This window comes from Dactylosporangium sp. CA-139114 (assembly GCF_050955725.1).
Taxonomy (GTDB): Bacteria; Actinomycetota; Actinomycetes; order Mycobacteriales; family Micromonosporaceae; genus Dactylosporangium.
In genome coordinates this window covers 5,390,681-5,409,578 of sequence record NZ_CP192080.1, presented here as the reverse complement: position 1 = coordinate 5,409,578, position 18,898 = coordinate 5,390,681, and the positions used below count along the sequence as shown (strand labels likewise).

Sequence of the window (18,898 nt, the reverse complement as noted above, 5' to 3'; positions counted from 1 at the left end):
CTTGCCTCCTAAGGTTCGACGGTCACCTTGATCGCCTCGCCGCGGGCGACGATGCCGAAGGCGTCGAGCGCGTCCTGCAGCGGCAGCCGGTGGGTGATGAGGTCGGCGACGGGGACGGCGCCCTCGGCGATGAGCCGCAGCGCCTCCTTGTTGTGCTGGGGGCTGGAGCCGTTCGCGCCGACGATGGTCAGCTCGCGGTAGTGCACGAGGTTGGAGTCGAGCGCGATGACCGGCTTGTCCTTGGGCAGCCCGCCGAAGAAGCTGATCCGGCCCTGCCGCGCGGCCATCTGCACCGCCTGCTCCTGGGCCGCGCCGGCCGCGGCGGCGGTGATGACGACGTCGGCCCCCCGCCCCTCGGTCAGCTTCAGCACCGCGTCCACGACGTCGGTCTCCGAGCCGCATATGGCGGCGTCGGGGTGCACGAGGTTCGCGGCGAGGTCGAGCCGCTCGCGGTTGAGGTCGACCAGGAACACGCGGGCGGCGCCGCGGGCCCGGGCCAGGCGCACGTGCAGGCAGCCGATCGGGCCGGAGCCCATGACCACCACGTCGTCGCCCTCGCCGACGCCGGCCAGGTTCTGCCCGTTGAGCACGCAGGCGAGGGGCTCGGCGACGGAGGCCTCGGCGAAGCTCAGCCCGTCGGGGATGCGGTTGAGCCCGTCGACGGCGAGCACGTTCGGCGGCACGATCATGTACTGCGCGAAGCCGCCGTCGAAGTGGTAGCCCATCGACACCTGGTTGGGGCAGACCGTCATGCGGCCCCGCCGGCACTCGGCGCACTGCCCGCACGGGATCGCGGCGATGACCTGGACCCGGTCGCCGGGCGCCCATCCGCTGACGTCCGCGCCGACCTCGACGACCTCACCGGCTATCTCGTGGCCCATGACCCGCGGCGGCACGATGTGGTGATGGCCGAAGTTCAAGATCTTGACGTCGGTACCGCACGTCGAGCACGCCCGGACCCGGATCTTCACGTCGCCGGGGCCGGTCGGCGGCTCGGGTGCGTCCTCGATGCGGACGTCGCCGGGGGCGTGGAACCGTACAACTCTCACGATCGCTCCAAAACAAGCAGGTCGAGCACTTCGTCGGCACTGGTCGCGGCGCGCAGCCGGGCCGCCTGGTCGGGGTCCATCAGGATCTCGGCGAGCGCGGCGAGGATGTCCACGTGACCGTCGCCGGCGGCGGCGATCGCGACGCACACGCGCACGTCCTCGCCGCCCCAGTCGACGCCGTCGGGGAACGCGAGCACCGCGAGGGCGTCGCGCACGACGGTCTCCTTGCTGTTGAGCGTGCCGTGCGGGATCGCGACGCCCTCGCCGATGTACGTGGAGACGCTCTGCTCGCGCTCGAGCATCGCCTCGACGTACGCCGGGCCGACCGCCCCGATCTCGGCCAGCACGGCGCCGCAGCGGCGGATGGCCTCGTCCCGCGATCCGGCCCGCTCGCCGAGCCGGATCGCGTCACGGGCGAGCAGGTCACCCACTGAGTTCACCGCCGCGCTGCACCACCTGCACGACCTTCGTGACGGCGGGGTCGCCGATGAACACCTGGAACGGGATGATGACCTTGTCGGGGGCGCTCACCCGGGCCCGGGCCGCGAGGCCCCTGTGGCACAGCACGACGTCGGCGTCGGCCGGGATCGAGTTGACCGGGGTGTGCTCGACGGTCACCTGGTGCTTGGCGAGCTGGCGCTTGAGCGTGCTGGCCAGCATCACGCTGCTGCCCATGCCCGCGTCGCACGCGACGACGACCTTCTTGATGTCGCTTCCGTTGATGCTCGGCATGCCTCAGGCCTCCTGGCGGGACAGCTTGGCCGCGGCGTGCTCGGCCTCGTCCGGGTTGACGACGGTCTCCTCGTCCGGCCCGAGGGCCACGTCCTCGGCGGGTTCGTTGCGGCCGAAGCCCAGCAGCAGCGACGCGACCGCGAAGGTGACCGCGGCGGCGACGAGGATGCCGAGGAGCACGACGAAGTAGCCGCCCTTGGGGGTCACCGCCATGTAGGCGAAGATGCTGCCCGGCGACGGGGTCGCGACCAGGCCGGCGCCCGTGAGCATGAAGGTCCCGACGCCCGCGGCGCCACCGCAGATCATGGCGAGGATCAGCTTCGGCTTCATGAGCACGTACGGGAAGTAGATCTCGTGGATGCCGCCGAGGAACTGCACGATGATCGCGGCCGGCACGCTGGGGCGCAGGTTGCGCGGGCCGAACAGGAAGAACGCGAGCAGCAGGCCGAGGCCCGGGCCGGGGTTCGACTCGATCATGAACAGGATCGACTTGCCCTTCTCGGCCGCCTCGGCGACGCCCAGCGGACCGAACACGCCGTGGTTGATGGCGTTGTTGAGGAAGAGCACCTTGGCCGGCTCGACCACGACGGAGGTCAGCGGCAGCAGGTCGTGCCCGACGAGCCAGTCGGCGCCCTTGCCGGCCTGCTTGGTCAGCCACTCGACGACCGGGCCGATGCCGTAGAGGCCGCCGATCGCCATCGCGCCGCCGATGATGCCGGCGCTGAAGTTGTCGACCAGCATCTCGAACCCGGGCCGGATGCGGTTCTCGACGAGGGAGTCCCAGAGCTTCAGCACGTAGGCGGTGAGCGGGCCGATCATCATCGCGCCGAGGAACATCGGCACGTCGGCGCCGATCACGATGCCCATGGTGGCGACCGCACCCACGACGGCACCGCGCTGGCCGTGCACCAGCCGGCCGCCGGTGTAGCCGATGAGCAGCGGCAGCAGGATCGTGATCATCGGGCCGACGAGCTGCGCGATGTGCGCGTTGGGGATCCAGCCGGTGGGGATGAACAGCGCGGTGATGAGACCCCAGGCGATGAAGGCGCCGATGTTCGGCATGACCATCGCGGCGAGGTAGCCGCCGACGCGTTGCACGGAGGCTCGGAATCCCGAGCCGGTGACCTCAGGTGTGTAGCTCGACACGGGGTGACTCCTTCAGGAGGACGGACCGGAGAGCAATGGGCGGAGCTCGTCCGGCCGGGGGTGAATGGTGACGTTGTGGCGGATCAGGTCGGCGGGGCCGGGCATCCTGCTGCCGGGCAGGCTGACCGCGGCCGCGCCCCAGGCGAGGCCCTCGGCGAGGGCGGCGGCTCCGCGGGCGCCGCCGGCGAGGAACCCGGCCAGCAGGGCGTCGCCGGCGCCGACGGTGCTGCGCGGCCGGGCGACCGGGCAGGTGCCGGAGACGACCCCGTCCGCGTCGACGAGGACGGCCCCGTCGGCGCCGAGGCTGGCCAGCACGGTCTGCGCGCCCCAGTCGCGCAGCCGCTGGGCCGCGGCGACGACGTCCCCGAGGTCGGCCAGCGGGGCGCCCACGACCTCGGCGAGCTCGTCCCGGTTGGGCTTGAGCAGCGTGGCCCCGGCCGTAGCCGCCTCGCGCAGGGCCGGCCCGCTGGTGTCCACGGCGACCCGGATGCCGGCCCCGCGCAGGCGCCGGCACAGCTGGGCGTAGGCGTCGGCGGGCAGCCCGGGCGGCACGCTGCCGCACAGCACCACCCAGTCCGCGGAGCCGGCCCGGGCCAGCACGCGGTCGGTGATCTCGTCGAACTCGGCCCGGACGAGCTGCGGGCCGGGCTCGTTGACCTTCGTCACGGTGCCGTCGGGCTCGGCGAGCGTGACGTTGGAGCGCGTGCGGCCCGCGATCGGCACCGCGAGGACCTCGACGCCCTCGGCCTTGAGCAGCCGGACGAGCTGGCCGCCCTCGTCGCCGCCGCACGGCAGCACCGCGACCGACGGCACCCCGTTGGCCAGCAGCGCCCTCGACACGTTGACGCCCTTGCCGCCCGGGTCGAGGTGGGCCGCGGTGGCCCGGATGACCTCGCCCCGCGCGAGCCGGCCCACGTCCATGGCCCGGTCGAGGCTGGGGTTGAGCGTGACCGTGACGATCATGCCCGCACCACCCGCACGCCCGTGGCCTCGATGTCGCCCACGAGGTCGGCGTCGGCGCGGCTGTCGGTGACGAACAGGTCGACGTCCGCGAGCTCGCCGAACCGGGCGAGGTAGTCGTTGCCGAGCTTGGTGTGATCGGCCAGCAGCACGGTGCGGCGGGCGGCCCGGATCATCGCCCGCTTGACCGCGGCCTCGGCCGGGTCGGGGGTGGTCAGCCCGCGCTCGACCGACACGCCGTTGGTGCCCAGGAACGCGACGTCGACGTAGAGGTCCGCGAGGGGCCGCAGCGACCAGTCGTCGACGGTGGCGAGGGTCTTGCCGCGCAGCCGGCCCCCGAGCAGCAGCACGTTGAGGTTGGTGCGGGTGCCCAGCGCGGTGGCGATGACCGGCGAGTTGACCACGACGGTCAGCTCCCGGTCGGTGGGCAGCAGGTTGGCGAGCTTGACGGTCGTGGTGCCGGCGTCCAGGATGATGGCCCCGTCCTCGGGGACCTCGGCGAGCGCGAGCTTGGCGATGCGCTCCTTCTCCTCCACGAGCACGGCGTCCCGGGTGGCGAGGGCCGGCTCGAAGCCGATGCGCTCGACGGGGATCGCCCCGCCGTGCACCCGGCGCAGCACACCGGCCCGTTCGAGCGTGGTGAGATCGCGGCGGATGGTCTCCGACGTGACGTTGAGCTCGTCGGCCAGCCCGGCCACCTCGACCCGCCCCTGCTCGCGGGCGATGCGCACGATGGCCTGCTGCCGCTCCTCGGCGTACATGATGTGGTTTCACCGCCGTTTCGATTTGCTTGTGTTTTGTTTACGCCCGTTTATGTGGGCAGTCAAGAGTTGAACCACAGAAACCCACACCGGCCGGCCCAGCAGCCACACCACCAGCGCGAACGCCACGAACTGCGCCATGCCCCGCAGCGCCTCCGTCCGCCGCCGGTCCCCGATCCACCAGCGCGCCACCTGCGGCAGCACCACGGCGACGACCCCGGCGACGAGCGCCTTGCCGAACCGGCACGCGAGCCCGGCCGCGAGCAACACCCGGAACGCGATCTCACACCCGACGATCCAAGCGATCAGCAGGCCGTCGAGCCTTCCGCCCGAATGCGCCGGCCGCGTCGGCGCCACTGAGGGTTCGCCTGCATCCTTGGTCGCACTCCGCTTGCCCGGCGCCCTGTACGAACGGAGGAATGCACAGCCGCTGATGCGGTCCTACGCTTCTCGCCGTCCAGCTTCGGCGATCACACGGGGGGGGGGGGTAACAGACATGGCCGGCAAGCAAGTCAATCGGCTCGCCGGGCTCGCGGCGCTCGTGGCCGTGGCCGACGCCGTCATCACGGTCCTCGGGCGGCAGACGTTCCTCGCCAACGCGGCGCAGTACGGGTGGGCCGTCGTCGACGATGCGCCGTTCGACGGGATCAGGCAGCGGTTCGTGTTCTGCGTCGCGGTCGCCGTGCTGGCCGCCGTCGTCGGCGTCGGCGCGGTGTTCCTGGTGAACCGGGCTCGGCCCGGGGCGCGGCTCGCGGTCGTCTACTCCCTGCCCGCCTGCTTCGTCCTCGACCTGTTCACCGTCGTCTACAGCCCCGGCAACGTCGGGCAGAACACCAACGGCGAGTCGGCGGCCGAGCACGCCGAGGCCGCCGCCGCGTTCGACCGGCTGTTCCCGCTCTGGTTCACCGGCGGGCACGCCGTCGCGGTCGTCGCCCTCGGGGTCATCGCGCTGCGGCTCGTGCTCGTGCTGCGCAAACCGGAGCACCGCGACTTCTACGAGTTCGCGGCGGCGTAGCCCGTACATCCTTTGTCGCATTTCCGCCGAGGCCCCCGGTGATGGTGCAATCGGGGGATGCAGGGGCGCACGGTCGACCGGATCCGCTGGCCGGCAGCGGATTCGCGGCCGGGTCGCTCATGTACGTCACCGGCCAGTACCAGGCCCACGTCGACGCCCGGTGGCGCTTCGCCCCGCTCGCCGTGTGCTGCGGCGCCCTGCTGCTGCACCGCACCGCGCCGGTCGCGGCCGTGGCCGTCGGCACCGCGGCCGTGGCCGCCGACATCGCGATCGGCCCGTCGCTCGCGACGCCGCATCCACGTGCACCACCACCGCGACCAGGCCGACATCGCGATCGGCCCGTCGCTCGCGATGCCGCATCCAGGTGCGCCACCACCGCGACCAGGCCGCCGTCGCGCGCCGGTCGGCCGAGCAGGTCACGCGGCCGGCCGAGGCCGACCGGGCCAACGCGGTCGCGGCCGAGCGGGCCGGGATGGCCCGCGAGCTGCACGACGTGATCGCCAACCACCTCAGCGCCGTGGCCATCCACGCTACCGCGGCGCTCTCCACGGACCTCGGGCCGGCCGGCACCCGCGAGGCGCTCACCGTCATCCGGGAGAACAGCGTGCGGGGCCTGGCCGGGATGCGCCGGACGGTCGGCTTCCTGCGCGACGCGCAGGCCCTGCCGGACACCGCGCCCGGCGGGCTCGCGGCCCTGGACGATCTCGTCGCGCGCCGGGCTGCCGGTCCGCCTCGAGGTGCGCGAGGCGACCGGGGACGTGCCGGTGAGCGTCGACCTGGCCGCGTACCCGGCGCACGTGACCCGGGAACCGCACGCGGTCGGCATCCGGGTCACCTGCGGCCTGCCCGAGGACCGGACGACCGGGGAGGGCGCCGGGCTCATCGAGGACGCCTCCGCCGACGAGCTGGTCGAGGCCGTGCGGACCGTCGCGCGCGGCGAGGGCGTCGTGGCCCCGGCGGTCACCCGGCGCGTGCTCGCCGCGTTCGCGGGCCCGGGCGCCCGCGCCGAGACGGCCCCCGCCCCCGTGCCGCTGGGCCTGCTCACCGCCCGCGAGCGCGAGGTGCTCGAGCGCCTCGGCGCGGGCCTGTCCAACGCGACCATCGCCGCGCGGCTCGGGATCGCCGAGGCCACCACGAAGACGCACGTCTCGCGCATCCTGGCCAAGCTGGGGCTGCAGAGCCGGATGCGGGCCGCGATCGCGGCGCGCCAGGTGAGATCGCTTGACACGTGACCAATCAGTCACATAAGTTCGAGGCGTGGACGACGACGATCGCGTCTTCAAGGCCCTCGCCGACCCCACGCGGCGCTTCCTGCTCGACCTGCTCTTCGCGCGCGACGGGCGCACGCTCACGCAGCTCGAGTCCGAGCTGGAGATGACCCGCTTCGGGGTGATGAAGCACCTGAAGGTCCTGCACGAGGCGAACCTCGTGGTGACCCGGCGCCAGGGCCGGGAGAAGCTGCACTTCCTCAACGCGGTGCCCATCCGGCAGATCCACGACCGCTGGATCGACAAGTACACCAGCGATCACGCCCGGGCCCTGCTCGACCTGCAACGACATCTGGAGGACGACGAGTCATGAGCGGCACCCAGGTCTACAAGGTTTACATCAAGGCCGAGGCGAAGAAGGTGTGGGAGGCGATCACGTCCCCCGAGTGGAGCGCGCGCTACGGCTACCGCGGCCCCGTCGAGATGGACCTGCGCCCCGGCGGCGCGGTCGTCGGCCGGTCGAACCCCGGCATGCTCGCCATGGGCGCGCCCGAGATCGGCGTCGACGGCGAGGTGGTCGAGGTCGATCCGCCGCACCGGCTGGTGCAGACCTTCCGCATGCTCATGGACCCGGGCATCGCGGCGGAGGGGTTCACGCGGCTGACCTACGAGCTCAAGGAGGGCAACGACGGCGTCACCGCGCTGACCGTGACCCACGAGCTCGGCGACGCGCCGAACATGGGCCGCCTCATGGCCGGCGAGTTCGAGGAGATGGGCGCCGGCGGCGGCTGGGCCTGGGTGCTCATCGACCTCAAGTCGCTGCTCGAGACCGGCAAGGCCCTGGCCGGCTAGACGGCCTGGCGGGCTAGAACCGGAACCGCCCGACGAGGCCCCTCAGATCGGACGAGACGAGGGCCAGGCTTCCCGCCGTGGAGCCGACGCCGGCAACGGTCACCGTCGTGGCCCGCGTGGCGTCGGCGACCGCGGCGACCGAGCGCGAGGCCTCGTCACTGCTGACCGCGACGCCGGTGATCGTGCGGCTCATGTCCGACGTCGTCGCGCTCTGCTGCTCGATCGCCGAGGCGATGGTCACCTGCAGCTCGTTGATCCGCCCGATCACCTCGGCGATCCGGTCGATCGACTCGGCCGCGCCCGCGGTGTCGTGCTGGATGGCGCCGATGCGGGCCGAGATGTCCTCGGTGGCCCGGGCCGTCTCGGCCGCGAGGTCCTTGACCTCCCCGGCGACGACGGCGAACCCGCGGCCGCTCTCCCCCGCCCGGGCCGCCTCGATGCTCGCGTTCAGCGCGAGCAGGTTCGTCTGGCGGGCGATGCCGCCGATGATCGCGGCCATCTCGCCGATCTGCCGGCTCGACGCCCCGAGCTGGTTCATCGTCGCCGTCACCGTCTCGGCCAGGCCGTGCGCGGCGACGGCGACCGCGGCCGCCTCCTGCGCGCTGGCCGAGATGGCGGAGATCGACTGCCCCATCTGCTCGGCGCCCGCCGCGAACGTCTGCACGCTGCGGGAGATCTCGCCGGTGGCGGTGGTGGCCGCGGCGGCCCGGTCGGCCGAGGACTCGGCGCTGACCGCCAGCTCGGCCGAGACCCCGGACAGTTCGCCGGAGTGGGTGGCCACGACCCGCGCGCGGTCGTCGACCGAGCGCATGGCGTCGGCGAGCCCGGCCACGAAGCGGTTGAACGACGCGGCAACCGCGGCGAGCTCGTCGCGGCCGTCCTCCTCGAGCCGGGCGGTCAGGTCGCCGTCGCCGTCGGCGATGTCGGTGAGCCGCGCGTCCAGCGCCCGCAGCGGCCGGGCGATGCTCGCGACGACCACCAGCGCGACGGCGGCCGCGACGAGCAGCCCGGCGACGCCGGTGATCCACACGGTGCGGCGGCCGTTCTCGGCGGTGCGCTGGGCCCCGGCGGCGACCGCGAGACCGCGGCCGGTGACGTCGGTCGCCAGCTGGCTGGTCGCCTGGGCCATCGTGTTGAAGGCGTCGATGGAGTCGCCGGAGGCCAGCTCGTCGGCGGTCGCCTTGGACTCGGCCGAGCCCTGGCGGTACAACCCGATCATGCGCGTGTCGATGTCCATGAAGGTGCCGAAGGCGGCCGCGGCCCGCTGCAGGAGGGTGCGCTCGCCGGCGGTGAGCGCCGAGCCGGTGAGCTCCGCGAAGTCGGCGCGCAGGGCGGCGGAGGAGTCGAGGAACTCTTTGCGCTGCCCGACGGTGTCGTCGAGCGCGCCGGGCACGCCGCGGGAGAAGTCGAAGGCGTAGCCGGTCTGCCAGCCGGCGATGTCGGCGGCGCGGAACTTCGCCTCCATGGCCAGCCGCGACACCCGCATGAGCCCGCTGGCCTCGGCGCTGGCGGAGCGCTGCTGGCCGAAGCCGGACGCGGCGGTGCCGAGCAGCACCCCGGAGACCAGCACGCCGATGACGGCGAGCAGCAGGATGCGTGTGGTGATCCGCCAGCGGCGCATGTCCGCTCCTCACAAATTCGCCGGGGTGCGCATGCCATCGGGGTCATCGGCGAGCGCGGGAACTTCTTGAGGTTTGCCCGCGCTCGTCCGATCTCTGCGACACTGAGGACCGGCAGAACGCCCGAAGGAGCAGCACCGTGGGCAAGACCCGCCGACTCCCCCGCCTCGCGGCCGTCACCGCGCTCCTGGGCTCACTCGTCGCCGTCGTGCACGCCGGCCCCGCCGGTGCCGCGACCACCGGCGAGGCGTTCAACCCCGGCACCGGCGTGCTCGACGTGGACTACGCCGGCTACCTGTCCCGGCACGACGTCGTCTACAACAGCCCGCAGACCGACCCGCTGCACGGCCTGACCGTCGGCAACGGCCGGACGGGCGCCATGGTGTGGAACGGCAACGGCCTCACCATGCAGGTGTCCAACGTGGACGCCTCCGAGCAGTCCGCCTACGCGGCCGGGCTCGTGAACCTCAACACGAACCCGGGCCTCGACACCGGCTACACGACCTTCCAGCAGCGGCTGTCGCTCTACGACGGCACGCTCACCACGAAGTACGACAGCAACCGCACGCTCACCGTGCTCGGCGTGCCCGGCTCCGAGGTGATGGGCATCCACGTCGAGGACGCGCGCACCGGCCTGGGCACCACGACGCTCGAGCTGAGCATGTGGGACCCGGCGACGGTGACCAACAGCGCCGACGTGCCCGACCTGGGCACCTGGCAGCAGATCGACACCTTCGCCGACGCGAGCGCCGCCGGGTTCAGCCGGGGCCGCGACGACCCCGGCGGCTTCGGCTACACCCTCGCGGCCACGGTGGAGGGCGCGGCCTACACCACCCAGGTGACCGGCGGCCGCCAGGTGCGCCTGACCATCACGCCGACCGCGAGCTACACGATCTGGTTCACGGTCGCGAGCCGCGTCAACGCCCCGAACCGGGACCCGGTCGCGCAGGCCCGCAGCCAGCTCACCGCGGCCAGGAGCGCCGGCTACCTGACCACGCTGAACACCTACCGCGCCTTCTGGCACGCGTTCTGGGCGAAGTCGTTCGTGCAGTACGGCGGCGCGGCCGGCACCGGGGACTACCTCGAGAACGTCTACTACCTCGCGACCTACATGATCGCCGCGGGCGGCTACGGCACCTACCCGTTCCACGCCTCCAACGGCGTCTTCCGCGCGACGCAGGACGCCACGAAGTGGAGCAACGGCTACTGGTACGGCACCCAGCGCGACATCTACAACTCGCTGCTCGCCTCCAACCACGTCGAGCTCTTCGCCACCGGGAACCGGCTCTACAGCCGCAACGCCGCGGCGCTGCAGGCCTACACCCGGACCCGCTACGCGATCGACGGGCTGTGGACGCCCGAGACGATGGGCTGGGACGGCAACGCGCGCGGCACCGTCGGCTCGGACTACACCGGCGACATCTACTCGACGGGCGCCGAGGCCGCGTACAACATGTACCTGCAGTACCGCTACACCGACGACACGAGCTACCTGCGCGACACGGCGTACCCGTTCATCCGCGAGGTCGTGCGGTTCTACCGGGCGAAGCTCTCGCGGGACCCGGCGACCGGCCGTTACGTCATGGCGTCGTCGAACGCGCGCGAGACCTACTGGGACGTCAGGAACGCGATCACCGACCTGGCCGCCGTCCGGCGGATCTTCCCGATCGCCCTCGCGGTGAGCACCCAGCTCGGGCTCGACGCCGGCCTGCGCGCCGGCTGGCAGGACGTGCTGAGCAACCTCGAGCCGTACAAGGTGAGCGACGGCGCCTGGCTGCCGCACGACCCGCCGGCGGTGCGGCCGCACAACGACGAGAACGTGACGCCGGAGCTCATCTGGCCGTACGACCTCACCGGCATCGGGGCGAGCGACTACACCACGGCGCTGGCCGCCTGGACCACCCGGCCGAACCCCTACGGCGACGTGACGGCGAACGACGCCGTGCAGGCCGCGCGGCTGGGCCTGGGCGATCAGGCGCTGGCGGGCATGAAGCTGATGCTGCAGCGGTACCAGAACTACCCCAACGGCATGACGAGCGACACCAACGGCGGCTTCGCGTACCTCGGCGTGCACCTGGCCGCGACGAACGAGTCGCTGCTGCAGTCCTACGACGACCGGATCCGCGTGTTCCCGGCCGCGCCCGCCGGCGCGAGCTTCACCGGGAGGTTCACGCTGCTGGCCGAGGACGGGTTCCTCGTGAGCTCGGAGCGGGAGGCCGGCGAGACGAAGTACGTCGGGCTCAAGAGCCTCTCCGGCAAGCCGGCCCGGGTGGTGAACCCGTGGGGCACCCAGGAGATCCGGGTCCGCCGCGCCGCCGACGACGCGGTGCTGACCATGAGCACGGCCGGCGAGGTCACCTTCGCCACCGCCGCGAACACCGTCTACATCGTCGAGCGGACCGCCCGGCCGCTGACGTCCTACACCCACACGCAGCTGACCGGCACCGCCAACACCGGCGTCAAGACGCTCGCCGGCACCGCCTCCACGCTCGGCACGCCCGGCGCCGCAGAGCCCGCGCTCGTCAACGACACCGCGCTGACCTACGACGCGAACTGGCACCGGACCACCGACCGCGGCTACGGGGACTACAACGACGACACGCACCACAGCACCACCGTGGGCGCGACCGCGAGCTACACGTTCACGGGCACCGGCGTGCAGCTGCTGTCCGAGCGCTTCGGCGACATGGGCAGCCTGGACGTGTACGTCGACAACGTCCTGCAGGCCACCGTGAACCTCGGCGCGCCGGGCGCCCGGCAGGTCCAGCAGGCCGTCTACACCAGGTCCGGCCTGACCAACGGCACCCACACGATCCGGATCGTCAACCGGACCACGTCGGCCGGGATGGTCGACGCGCTGCGGATCACCACGGGCACGGCCCCGCCCCCGGCCGGCTCGGCGCTGCGGGCGCGGGTGAACACGCGCTACGTCACCGCCGGCGCCGGCGGCACGAGCCCCCTCGTCGCCACCGGCACCGCCGTCGGTACCGCCGAGCAGTTCGACGTCGTCGACCTGGGCGGCGGCCTGATCGCGCTGAGGGCCCGCGTCAACGGCCAGTTCGTGTGCGCCGAGAACGCCGGGGCCAACCCGCTCGTCGCCGACCGCGCGCAGGCCGGGTCGTGGGAGACGTTCCGGCTCATCCGCAACGCCGACCGCTCCGTGAGCCTGCAGGCGACGGTGAACGGGCGGTACGTGACGGCGGAGAGCGCGGGCGCGGCGCCGCTCATCGCCAACCGCGACGCGATCGGGCCGTGGGAGAAGTTCGACCTGACCACCGCGTGACGACGAGGATCCGGCCCGGGGCCGGGAAGGGTGGGACCGGTCCGGGCCGGTCCCACCCGGTCTCGTCAGCTGACGGTGACGGCCGCGTCGTCGATGACGAAGGACGTCTGCAGCGAGGAGTCCTCGGTGCCGCTCCACTTGAGCGTGACGCTCTGCCCCGCGAACGCGTTGAGGCTGTACGACTTCTGCACGTACCCGGTCGCCTTGTTCAGGTTCGACAGGGTGGCCAGGGTGGTGGAGCCCGCGGTGACGGTCAGCTTGTCGTAGGCCGTCGTGGTCGTGGTCTCCGCGGAGTCGATGTGCACCCAGAACGTCAGCGTCGCCGAGCAGCCGGCCGGGATGGTCACCGACTGCGAGATGCTCTCGGTGTGCGTGGAGCCGTACCCGAGCAGCCACGCGCTGTAGGTCCCGCCGTGCGCGGCCTGGCCCTGCGAGGACCACTGCCCGATCGCGCCGGTCGTGCCCGTCCAGCCCGTCGCGCCCGACTCGAAGCCCGGGTTCGTGAGCTTCTGGCCGCTGCAGGTGCCGCCGCCCCCGCCGCTGACCGTCCACGTGAAGCTCGCGCTGCCCGTGGCGCCGGTGGTGTCGCGGGCGGTCACGGTGCTCGTGGTGGTCTGGGCGGTCGTCGGGGTGCCGGAGATGAGCCCGGTGCTCGCGTTGATGCTCAGGCCCGCGGGCAGCCCGGTCGCCGAGTAGGTCAGCGTCTGGCCCGACGCCGAGTCCGTCGCGGTGATCTGCAGCGACTTCGCGGTGCCGACCGTCGCGGTCTGCGCGCCCGGGTTGGCCACGGTGACCGTGTTGCCCGGCGCGCTCGCCCCGGTGAGCAGGCAGCCCGGGACCGTGAGGTCGATGGCGCGCGAGGCGTTCAGGCAGGTGGTGAACCAGTACGTCTGCTCGCCGTAGGACTGTCCCTGGTGGACGGTCACGTTGCCGTTCGCGTCGACCTCGCACGGGTTGTTGAGCGTGCAGCTCTGCCCGTCGTCGTTGCCGGTGTTGTTGATGCCGATGACGGCCCGGTCCGACGTGCGCACGATCGGCGAGCCCGAGGTGCCGTGGGTGGTCTGGCAGCCGGTGTTGTACCGGATCGAGTCGTGCCACGTCCACGTGTCCTCGCGCAGCGTGGGCACGAACCCGTTGATGGTGCAGGTCCAGACCTGCTTCCAGTAGCTCGACGGGATGGTCATCGCGGTGCCGTCGGCCGGGCGGGTGGCGGCCACGGTGAGCGCGGTGGTGTTGTTGTACTTCGACTTGATCTGCGCGAACGTGTCGGTGAGCTGGTACAGCGACACGTCCGTGCCGGTCATGGTGCCGTAGATGAGCTTGTCGGCCTTCACCGTGCCCAGCGCCGCGCCGCTGTCGCTCAGCAGCGTCCCGGAGCGCGTGCTGGCGCGGTTCGTGTAGACCTGGCCCGCAGGGATGAACCCGTTCTCGTAGCAGTGCCCGTTGGTGAGCAGCATCGCCCGGTCGGAGTCGACCGACTGCGGCCACCGCACCAGCGAGCCCGAGCAGTTGTTCAGCGCGATCGTCGAGCCCAGGCCGGTGACCGCGAGCGCCTGGGCAGGCGCCGGGCCGGCGACGACGCTCGCGGCGACGGCGAGGATGGCCGCGCCGACTGCGAGTGTCCGTCTCTTGCGCATGGGGGATCCCTTCGTCGGGGTACGCGCGGCGGTCGTGGGCTACGCGTAGCCGCCCGTCAATGTGATTCGCACCCTCACATTGACGAACTTCCCCGTCAACGACGGTGGACCCTATGCCTGGCCCTGCGTCTACTCCTCGATGGCCCCACCGACCCGGCGCAGGTGCTGCCGGAAGGTGTACCGGGGATCGCCCGACCGCCGCGCGACGTACTCCTCGAACCGGGTCTGCTCCCGCAGGGTCTCGCCGGCGCGGATCCTCGAGGCCTGCTCCCGCTCGGTGTCCCGGATGCCGCGAGCGTGGCGCAGGACCTCCTCGGCCCGGTCGGCCGCCACGAACACGACCCCGTCGGCGTCGGCCAGGACCAGGTCGGCCGCGGTGACGACGTGGGGCCCGAAGCGGGCGGACGAGAGGCGCTCGGACTCGCGGACGCTCAGCGGGCCCAGCGGGAGAGCGCCGTAGCTGAACACCGGCCGGCCGATCTCCAGCAGCTCGGCGGTGTCGCGGTGCAGGCCCCAGACGACCAGGCCCGCGACTCCGGCCGCGGCGGCCTCGAGCACGGTCAGGTCGCCGACGCAGGCCTCGTCGGTGCGTCCGCCGTTGTCCACGACGAGCACGTCGCCCGGCTCGGCCGCACCGAAGGCCTCGAGGAAGACGTCGACGCTGCCGTGGTGGCGGGCGGGCAGCACCCGTCCGGCCAGGCGCGTCCCGGCAATGACGGGCCTGATGCCGGCGGGCGCGACCCGCGGGGCGATGCCGGCGCGCACACACGCGTCGGCGACGAGCGGGGTGGTGAGATCCGTGAAGTCGTCCACCGCGTCATCATGGCCCGGCGCGGGGGCCGCCCGCCCGATCCAATTCGGCGCGGGTGGTTCTGGTGGGCTGCGGTGCCTACTGCGGCAGCAGCGCGGCGAGCCGTCCGCGTCGGGTGGCGTCTTTCGATCTGGCGCCGCCGGTGACGCGCCGGCGCACGTTGCGTCACAGATTGCCGACACTGGGCCAGTCGCCATCCGGCCGGCCAGCCGATGCCCCGGTGACGCTGGGTCGCCCGGTGTGATCATACTGCGATGACGCACATGCGAGTTCGACGGATCGACGCTGGTCACACGCGGTTCGGAAATCGAGACTCTTGACAGTCCCGGCACCGCGCGCAAGGCTCGGAGAGCGCTCTCTCAGGCGCCTTGCGGTCACCGCCATGACCCCGATCGGAGCATCATGCCGTCACTTCGCCGTGCCCTGCTCGCCGCGGCCCTCGCCGCCGCGCTGACCGGCGGGCTCGTCGCCGGGGTCCGCGCCGCCGAGGCCGCCGACCAGCCCTGGCGCGACGCCACGCAGACCCCCGCGCAGCGCGCCGACGAGCTGCTCGCCGCCATGACCCAGGCCGAGAAGCTCACGATGCTGCACGGCGGGGCGGCCTGCGGCTTCGCCGGGTGCGTCGATGCCAACACCCGGCTCGGCATCCCGCAGATCCGGCTGCAGGACGGCCCGGTCGGCGCCGGCGACGGGTTCACCGGCGTCACCCAGCTGCCGGCCCCGGTCGCCTCCGCCGCGACCTGGGACACCGCCCTGGCCCGCCGCTACGGCGAGGTCCTCGGCGCCGAGCAGTGGGGCAAGGGCACGAACGTGGTGCTCGCCCCGACCGTCAACATCGTGCGCGACCCGCGCTGGGGCCGGGCCTTCGAGTCGTTCGGCGAGGACCCGTACCTGGCCGGGCAGATCGGCGCCGCGGACATCCAGGGCATCCAGAGCCAGGGCCCGATGGCCCAGGTCAAGCACTACGCGGCGTACAACCAGGAGACCAACCGCAACACGCTGTCCGACAACGCGATCGTGGCCGCGCGCACCCAGCGCGAGATCTACCTGCCCGCCTTCGAGGCCGCCGTCCAGCAGGGCCAGGCCGACTCGGCGATGTGCTCGTACTCCGCCGTGAACGGGGCCTTCGCCTGCGAGAACGGGCCGCTGCAGCAGGACGTGCTCAAGCGGGACCTCGGCTTCACGGGCTTCATCACCTCGGACTGGGGCGCCACCCACTCGACCGTCGCCTCGGCGAACAACGGGCTCGACATGGAGATGCCCGGCAGCCAGTACTTCGGCGCCGCGCTCACCACGGCGGTGCGCAACGGCCAGGTGTCCCAGGCGACCATCGACGAGCACGTGCGGCGCATCCTGCTGCCGATGTTCCGCCGCGGGCTGTTCGACCGGGCGCAGACGGTCGACACGGCCGCGGTCGTGACCACGCCCGCCCACGCCGACGTCGCGCGTCAGGTCGCGCGCGACGGTGCGGTGCTGCTGAAGAACGCCGGCAACACGCTGCCCCTGGCCAGCGGCTCGACGGTCGCGGTGATCGGGCCGGGCGGCGGCACCCGCGCGATGGTCCAGGGCGGCGGCAGCGCCGCGGTCAACGCGCCCTACGTGGTCACGCCCTACGACGCCATCCACGCCCGCAACGCCTCCGCCGTCTACGCGCCCGGCATCCCGGCCGCCGACGGCGCGCTGCCCCCGGTCCCGGCCGGCGCGTTCACCGGGCTCACGGCGGCGTACTCCAACAGCCCCGATCTGTCCGGCCCCGCGGTGCTCACCCGGGCCGAGAGCGCGATCGACAAGGTGTGGGGCGGCGCCTCCCCGGCGCCGGGGGTCAACGCGACGAACTGGTCGGCGCGGTACACCGCCACCCTCCACCCGGCCGTGAGCGGTACGTACCAGTTCTCCCTGACCAGCGACGACGGCAGCCGGCTGCTCGTGAACGGCCAGCAGGTCATCGACAACTGGTTCAACCAGGGCAGCACGACCCGCACCGGCTCGGTCACGCTGAGCGCCGGGCAGAGCGTGAGCATCGAGGTCGACTACTTCCAGGGCGGCGGCGCGAGCAACCTCACCCTGGGCTGGTCGGTGCCCGGCCAGTCGGTGCACGACCAGGCGATCGCGGCCGCCCGCGGCGCCGGCACCGCCCTCGTCTTCGTCGACAACTTCGAGTCCGAGGGCTCCGACCTGCCCGGCATCGACCTCTCCGCGGCCCAGAACCAGCTCGTCGCCGACGTGGCCGCGGTCAACCCGAACACCGTGGTCGTGGTCAACAGCGGCTCGGCGGTCGCGATGCCCTGGGTGAACAGCGTGAAGGCCGTCGTCGAGGCGTGGTACCCGGGCCAGGAGGACGGCAACGCGCTCGCGGCCCTGCTCTACGGCGACGCGAACTTCACCGGCCGCCTGCCGGTCACGTTCCCAGCGCGGCTGGCCGACGTGCCCGCGAACACCACGGCGCAGTGGCCGGGGCAGGGCGGGCAGGTGCAGTACTCCGAAGGGCTCAAGGTCGGCTACCGCTGGTACGACGCCCAGAACGTGACCCCGCTCTTCCCGTTCGGTCACGGGCTGTCGTACACCACCTTCACCTACAGCAACCTGACCGTCGGCACCCCGGACGCGAGCGGTCGCGTGACGGTCGCATTCGACGTCACCAACACCGGCACGCGCGCCGGGTCGGAGGTGCCGCAGGTGTACGTCGGGCAGCCCGCGAGCACCGGCGAGCCTCCGAAGAACCTGCGCGGCTTCGCCAAGGTCGCGCTGGCCGCGGGCCAGACCCAGCGCGTGACGGTGACCCTGGACGCGCGCAGCTTCCAGACGTGGGGCACCGCGTGGACCACGTCCGCCGGGACGCACCAGGTCTACGTCGGCGCCTCGTCCCGGGACATCCGCCTGACCGGCCACGTGACCATCGGCGGCACCCCGGTCGTATACACCCCGCTTCCGAGGACCGCGTGGACGGTGACGGCGTCCTCCACCGCGGGCGCCGACGTGCCGGCCCGGGTCCTGGACGGCGACACCGCGACGCGCTGGTCGACCGGCGCCCCGATGGCGAACGGCCAGTGGCTCCAGGCCGACCTGGGCTCGGCCCAGACCTTCGACCGCCTGCGCATGGACTCGGCCGGCAGCACGAACGACTACGCCCGCGGCTACCAGATCCAGACCTCCGCGGACGGCGTCACGTGGAGTGCCCCGATCGCCACGGGCACCGGCACCTCGGCCCAGGTGACGGCCGGCTTCAACCCGGTGACGGCCCGCTACGTCAGGATCGTGCAGACGGGCACGTCGACGAGCTGGTGGTCGGTGGCGGAGCTGAACCTGGACACGTCCGGCACCGTTGCCCCGGCCGCGGGCGTGCTGCCGCGAACCGGCTGGACGGCGACGGCCTCGGCGACGGGCGACACCGACGTGCCGGCCCGGGTCCTGGACGGCGACACCGCGACGCGCTGGTCGACGGGCACGCCGATGGCGAACGGCCAGTGGCTGCAGCTGGACCTGGGCGCGGCGCGGACGTTCAGGGAGCTGCGCATGGACTCGGCCGGCAGCGGGGCCGACTACGCGCGCGGCTACCAGATCCTGGTCTCGGCGGACGGGACCACGTGGGGTTCACCGATCGCGACGGGCACGGGGACGGGCGCCCTGGTGACGGCCACGTTCGCGGCGCAGAACGCGCGGTATGTGCGGATCGTGCAGACGGGCACGTCGACGAGCTGGTGGTCGGTCGCGGAGCTCAACCTGTACTCGTGAGCACGGCGGGCCGGCCTTCCGCAAGCGCCGGCCCGCCCGCCGTTGGCCCACGTGCCGCTCGGTCGGTTCGCACCGCGGCCGGGCGATCGGCTC

General features: G+C 72.7%; 16 protein-coding genes and 1 pseudogene. 7 read left to right on the top strand and 10 right to left on the bottom strand.

The genetic code is table 11. The annotated features are described in order from the left end of the window. Window positions 1-8: 8 nt before the first annotated feature. The 7 genes from ACQP2P_RS23765 to ACQP2P_RS23735 are packed head-to-tail and all read right to left on the bottom strand — an operon-like array spanning window position 9 to window position 5,005. Window positions 9-1,049, bottom strand: a complete 1,041-nt coding sequence (locus tag ACQP2P_RS23765) for a zinc-dependent dehydrogenase (protein WP_433604114.1) — start codon at window positions 1,047-1,049, stop codon at window positions 9-11. Then, on the bottom strand, window positions 1,046-1,480 hold the full coding sequence (locus ACQP2P_RS23760) for a PTS sugar transporter subunit IIA (protein ID WP_433604113.1): 435 nt from the start codon (window positions 1,478-1,480) through the stop codon (window positions 1,046-1,048). Before ACQP2P_RS23760 ends, ACQP2P_RS23765 begins: the two co-directional genes overlap by 4 nt. Continuing rightward, a complete protein-coding gene (locus ACQP2P_RS23755) occupies window positions 1,473-1,781 on the bottom strand; it encodes a PTS lactose transporter subunit IIB (RefSeq protein ID WP_433604112.1) in 309 nt (102 codons plus the stop codon). Before ACQP2P_RS23755 ends, ACQP2P_RS23760 begins: the two co-directional genes overlap by 8 nt. Window positions 1,782-1,784: 3 nt before the next feature. Beyond that, window positions 1,785-2,927, bottom strand: a complete 1,143-nt coding sequence (mtlA, locus tag ACQP2P_RS23750; protein WP_433604111.1) for a mannitol-specific PTS transporter subunit IIC — start codon at window positions 2,925-2,927, stop codon at window positions 1,785-1,787. 12 nt (window positions 2,928-2,939) lie between these two features. Then, window positions 2,940-3,890 carry a 1-phosphofructokinase gene (gene pfkB / locus ACQP2P_RS23745; protein WP_433604110.1) on the bottom strand — a complete coding sequence of 317 codons (951 nt, stop codon included), beginning with the start codon at window positions 3,888-3,890 and terminating at the stop codon, window positions 2,940-2,942. Further along, window positions 3,887-4,648, bottom strand: a complete 762-nt coding sequence (locus ACQP2P_RS23740) for a DeoR/GlpR family DNA-binding transcription regulator (RefSeq protein WP_433604109.1) — start codon at window positions 4,646-4,648, stop codon at window positions 3,887-3,889. The genes pfkB and ACQP2P_RS23740 overlap by 4 nt, the downstream gene beginning before the upstream one ends. A gap of 9 nt (window positions 4,649-4,657) precedes the next feature. Beyond that, complete coding sequence (locus ACQP2P_RS23735; protein ID WP_433604108.1) at window positions 4,658-5,005, bottom strand: hypothetical protein; 348 nt, start codon at window positions 5,003-5,005, stop codon at window positions 4,658-4,660. 139 nt (window positions 5,006-5,144) lie between these two features. Here ACQP2P_RS23735 and ACQP2P_RS23730 point away from each other — a divergent pair, with 139 nt between their 5' ends. The 5 genes and pseudogenes from ACQP2P_RS23730 to ACQP2P_RS23710 all read left to right on the top strand — a co-directional run bounded on the left by ACQP2P_RS23730 (window position 5,145) and on the right by ACQP2P_RS23710 (window position 7,723). Further along, a complete protein-coding gene (locus ACQP2P_RS23730; RefSeq protein ID WP_433604107.1) occupies window positions 5,145-5,663 on the top strand; it encodes a hypothetical protein in 519 nt (172 codons plus the stop codon). 472 nt (window positions 5,664-6,135) lie between these two features. Continuing rightward, window positions 6,136-6,258: pseudogene (locus tag ACQP2P_RS23725) on the top strand (histidine kinase); the annotation flags it as partial. Window positions 6,259-6,427: 169 nt separating this feature from the next. Continuing rightward, complete coding sequence (locus ACQP2P_RS23720; RefSeq protein WP_433604106.1) at window positions 6,428-6,895, top strand: LuxR C-terminal-related transcriptional regulator; 468 nt, start codon at window positions 6,428-6,430, stop codon at window positions 6,893-6,895. Between the two features lie 25 nt (window positions 6,896-6,920). Then, window positions 6,921-7,244, top strand: coding sequence for an ArsR/SmtB family transcription factor (locus ACQP2P_RS23715; protein WP_433604105.1), 324 nt, complete (start codon window positions 6,921-6,923; stop codon window positions 7,242-7,244). Further along, the gene (locus tag ACQP2P_RS23710; protein WP_433604104.1) at window positions 7,241-7,723 is read left to right on the top strand and encodes an SRPBCC domain-containing protein; all 483 of its coding nucleotides are present in this window, start codon (window positions 7,241-7,243) and stop codon (window positions 7,721-7,723) included. Before ACQP2P_RS23715 ends, ACQP2P_RS23710 begins: the two co-directional genes overlap by 4 nt. Window positions 7,724-7,736: 13 nt before the next feature. Here ACQP2P_RS23710 and ACQP2P_RS23705 read toward each other — a convergent pair whose 3' ends face one another. After that, window positions 7,737-9,344 (bottom strand): methyl-accepting chemotaxis protein, encoded by a 1,608-nt coding sequence (locus ACQP2P_RS23705; protein WP_433604103.1) that lies wholly within the window; start codon window positions 9,342-9,344, stop codon window positions 7,737-7,739. 137 nt (window positions 9,345-9,481) lie between these two features. Here ACQP2P_RS23705 and ACQP2P_RS23700 point away from each other — a divergent pair, with 137 nt between their 5' ends. Beyond that, window positions 9,482-12,625, top strand: a complete 3,144-nt coding sequence (locus tag ACQP2P_RS23700) for a glycosyl hydrolase family 95 catalytic domain-containing protein (protein ID WP_433604102.1) — start codon at window positions 9,482-9,484, stop codon at window positions 12,623-12,625. A 65-nt stretch (window positions 12,626-12,690) separates the two neighbouring features. Here the strand turns inward: ACQP2P_RS23700 and ACQP2P_RS23695 are convergent, their stop codons facing one another. Continuing rightward, the gene (locus ACQP2P_RS23695; RefSeq protein WP_433604101.1) at window positions 12,691-14,262 is read right to left on the bottom strand and encodes a putative Ig domain-containing protein; all 1,572 of its coding nucleotides are present in this window, start codon (window positions 14,260-14,262) and stop codon (window positions 12,691-12,693) included. Between the two features lie 129 nt (window positions 14,263-14,391). Beyond that, window positions 14,392-15,075 carry an RraA family protein gene (locus ACQP2P_RS23690; RefSeq protein WP_433604100.1) on the bottom strand — a complete coding sequence of 228 codons (684 nt, stop codon included), beginning with the start codon at window positions 15,073-15,075 and terminating at the stop codon, window positions 14,392-14,394. A gap of 400 nt (window positions 15,076-15,475) precedes the next feature. Between ACQP2P_RS23690 and ACQP2P_RS23685 the strand changes: the two genes are divergently transcribed. After that, entirely contained in the window at window positions 15,476-18,805 is a 3,330-nt protein-coding gene (locus ACQP2P_RS23685; RefSeq protein ID WP_433604099.1) for a glycoside hydrolase family 3 C-terminal domain-containing protein, read from the top strand. The last annotated feature ends 93 nt before the right edge of the window (window positions 18,806-18,898 follow it).

Coding starts and splice junctions, on each gene's coding strand:
- ACQP2P_RS23755 (WP_433604112.1), bottom strand. CDS start 1,781: ATGCCGAGCATCAACGGAAGCGACATCAAGAAGGTCGTCGTCGCGTGC.
- pfkB (WP_433604110.1), bottom strand. CDS start 3,890: ATGATCGTCACGGTCACGCTCAACCCCAGCCTCGACCGGGCCATGGAC.
- ACQP2P_RS23740 (WP_433604109.1), bottom strand. CDS start 4,648: ATGTACGCCGAGGAGCGGCAGCAGGCCATCGTGCGCATCGCCCGCGAG.
- ACQP2P_RS23730 (WP_433604107.1), top strand. CDS start 5,145: ATGGCCGGCAAGCAAGTCAATCGGCTCGCCGGGCTCGCGGCGCTCGTG.
- ACQP2P_RS23710 (WP_433604104.1), top strand. CDS start 7,241: ATGAGCGGCACCCAGGTCTACAAGGTTTACATCAAGGCCGAGGCGAAG.
- ACQP2P_RS23705 (WP_433604103.1), bottom strand. CDS start 9,344: ATGCGCCGCTGGCGGATCACCACACGCATCCTGCTGCTCGCCGTCATC.
- ACQP2P_RS23695 (WP_433604101.1), bottom strand. CDS start 14,262: ATGCGCAAGAGACGGACACTCGCAGTCGGCGCGGCCATCCTCGCCGTC.
- ACQP2P_RS23685 (WP_433604099.1), top strand. CDS start 15,476: ATGCCGTCACTTCGCCGTGCCCTGCTCGCCGCGGCCCTCGCCGCCGCG.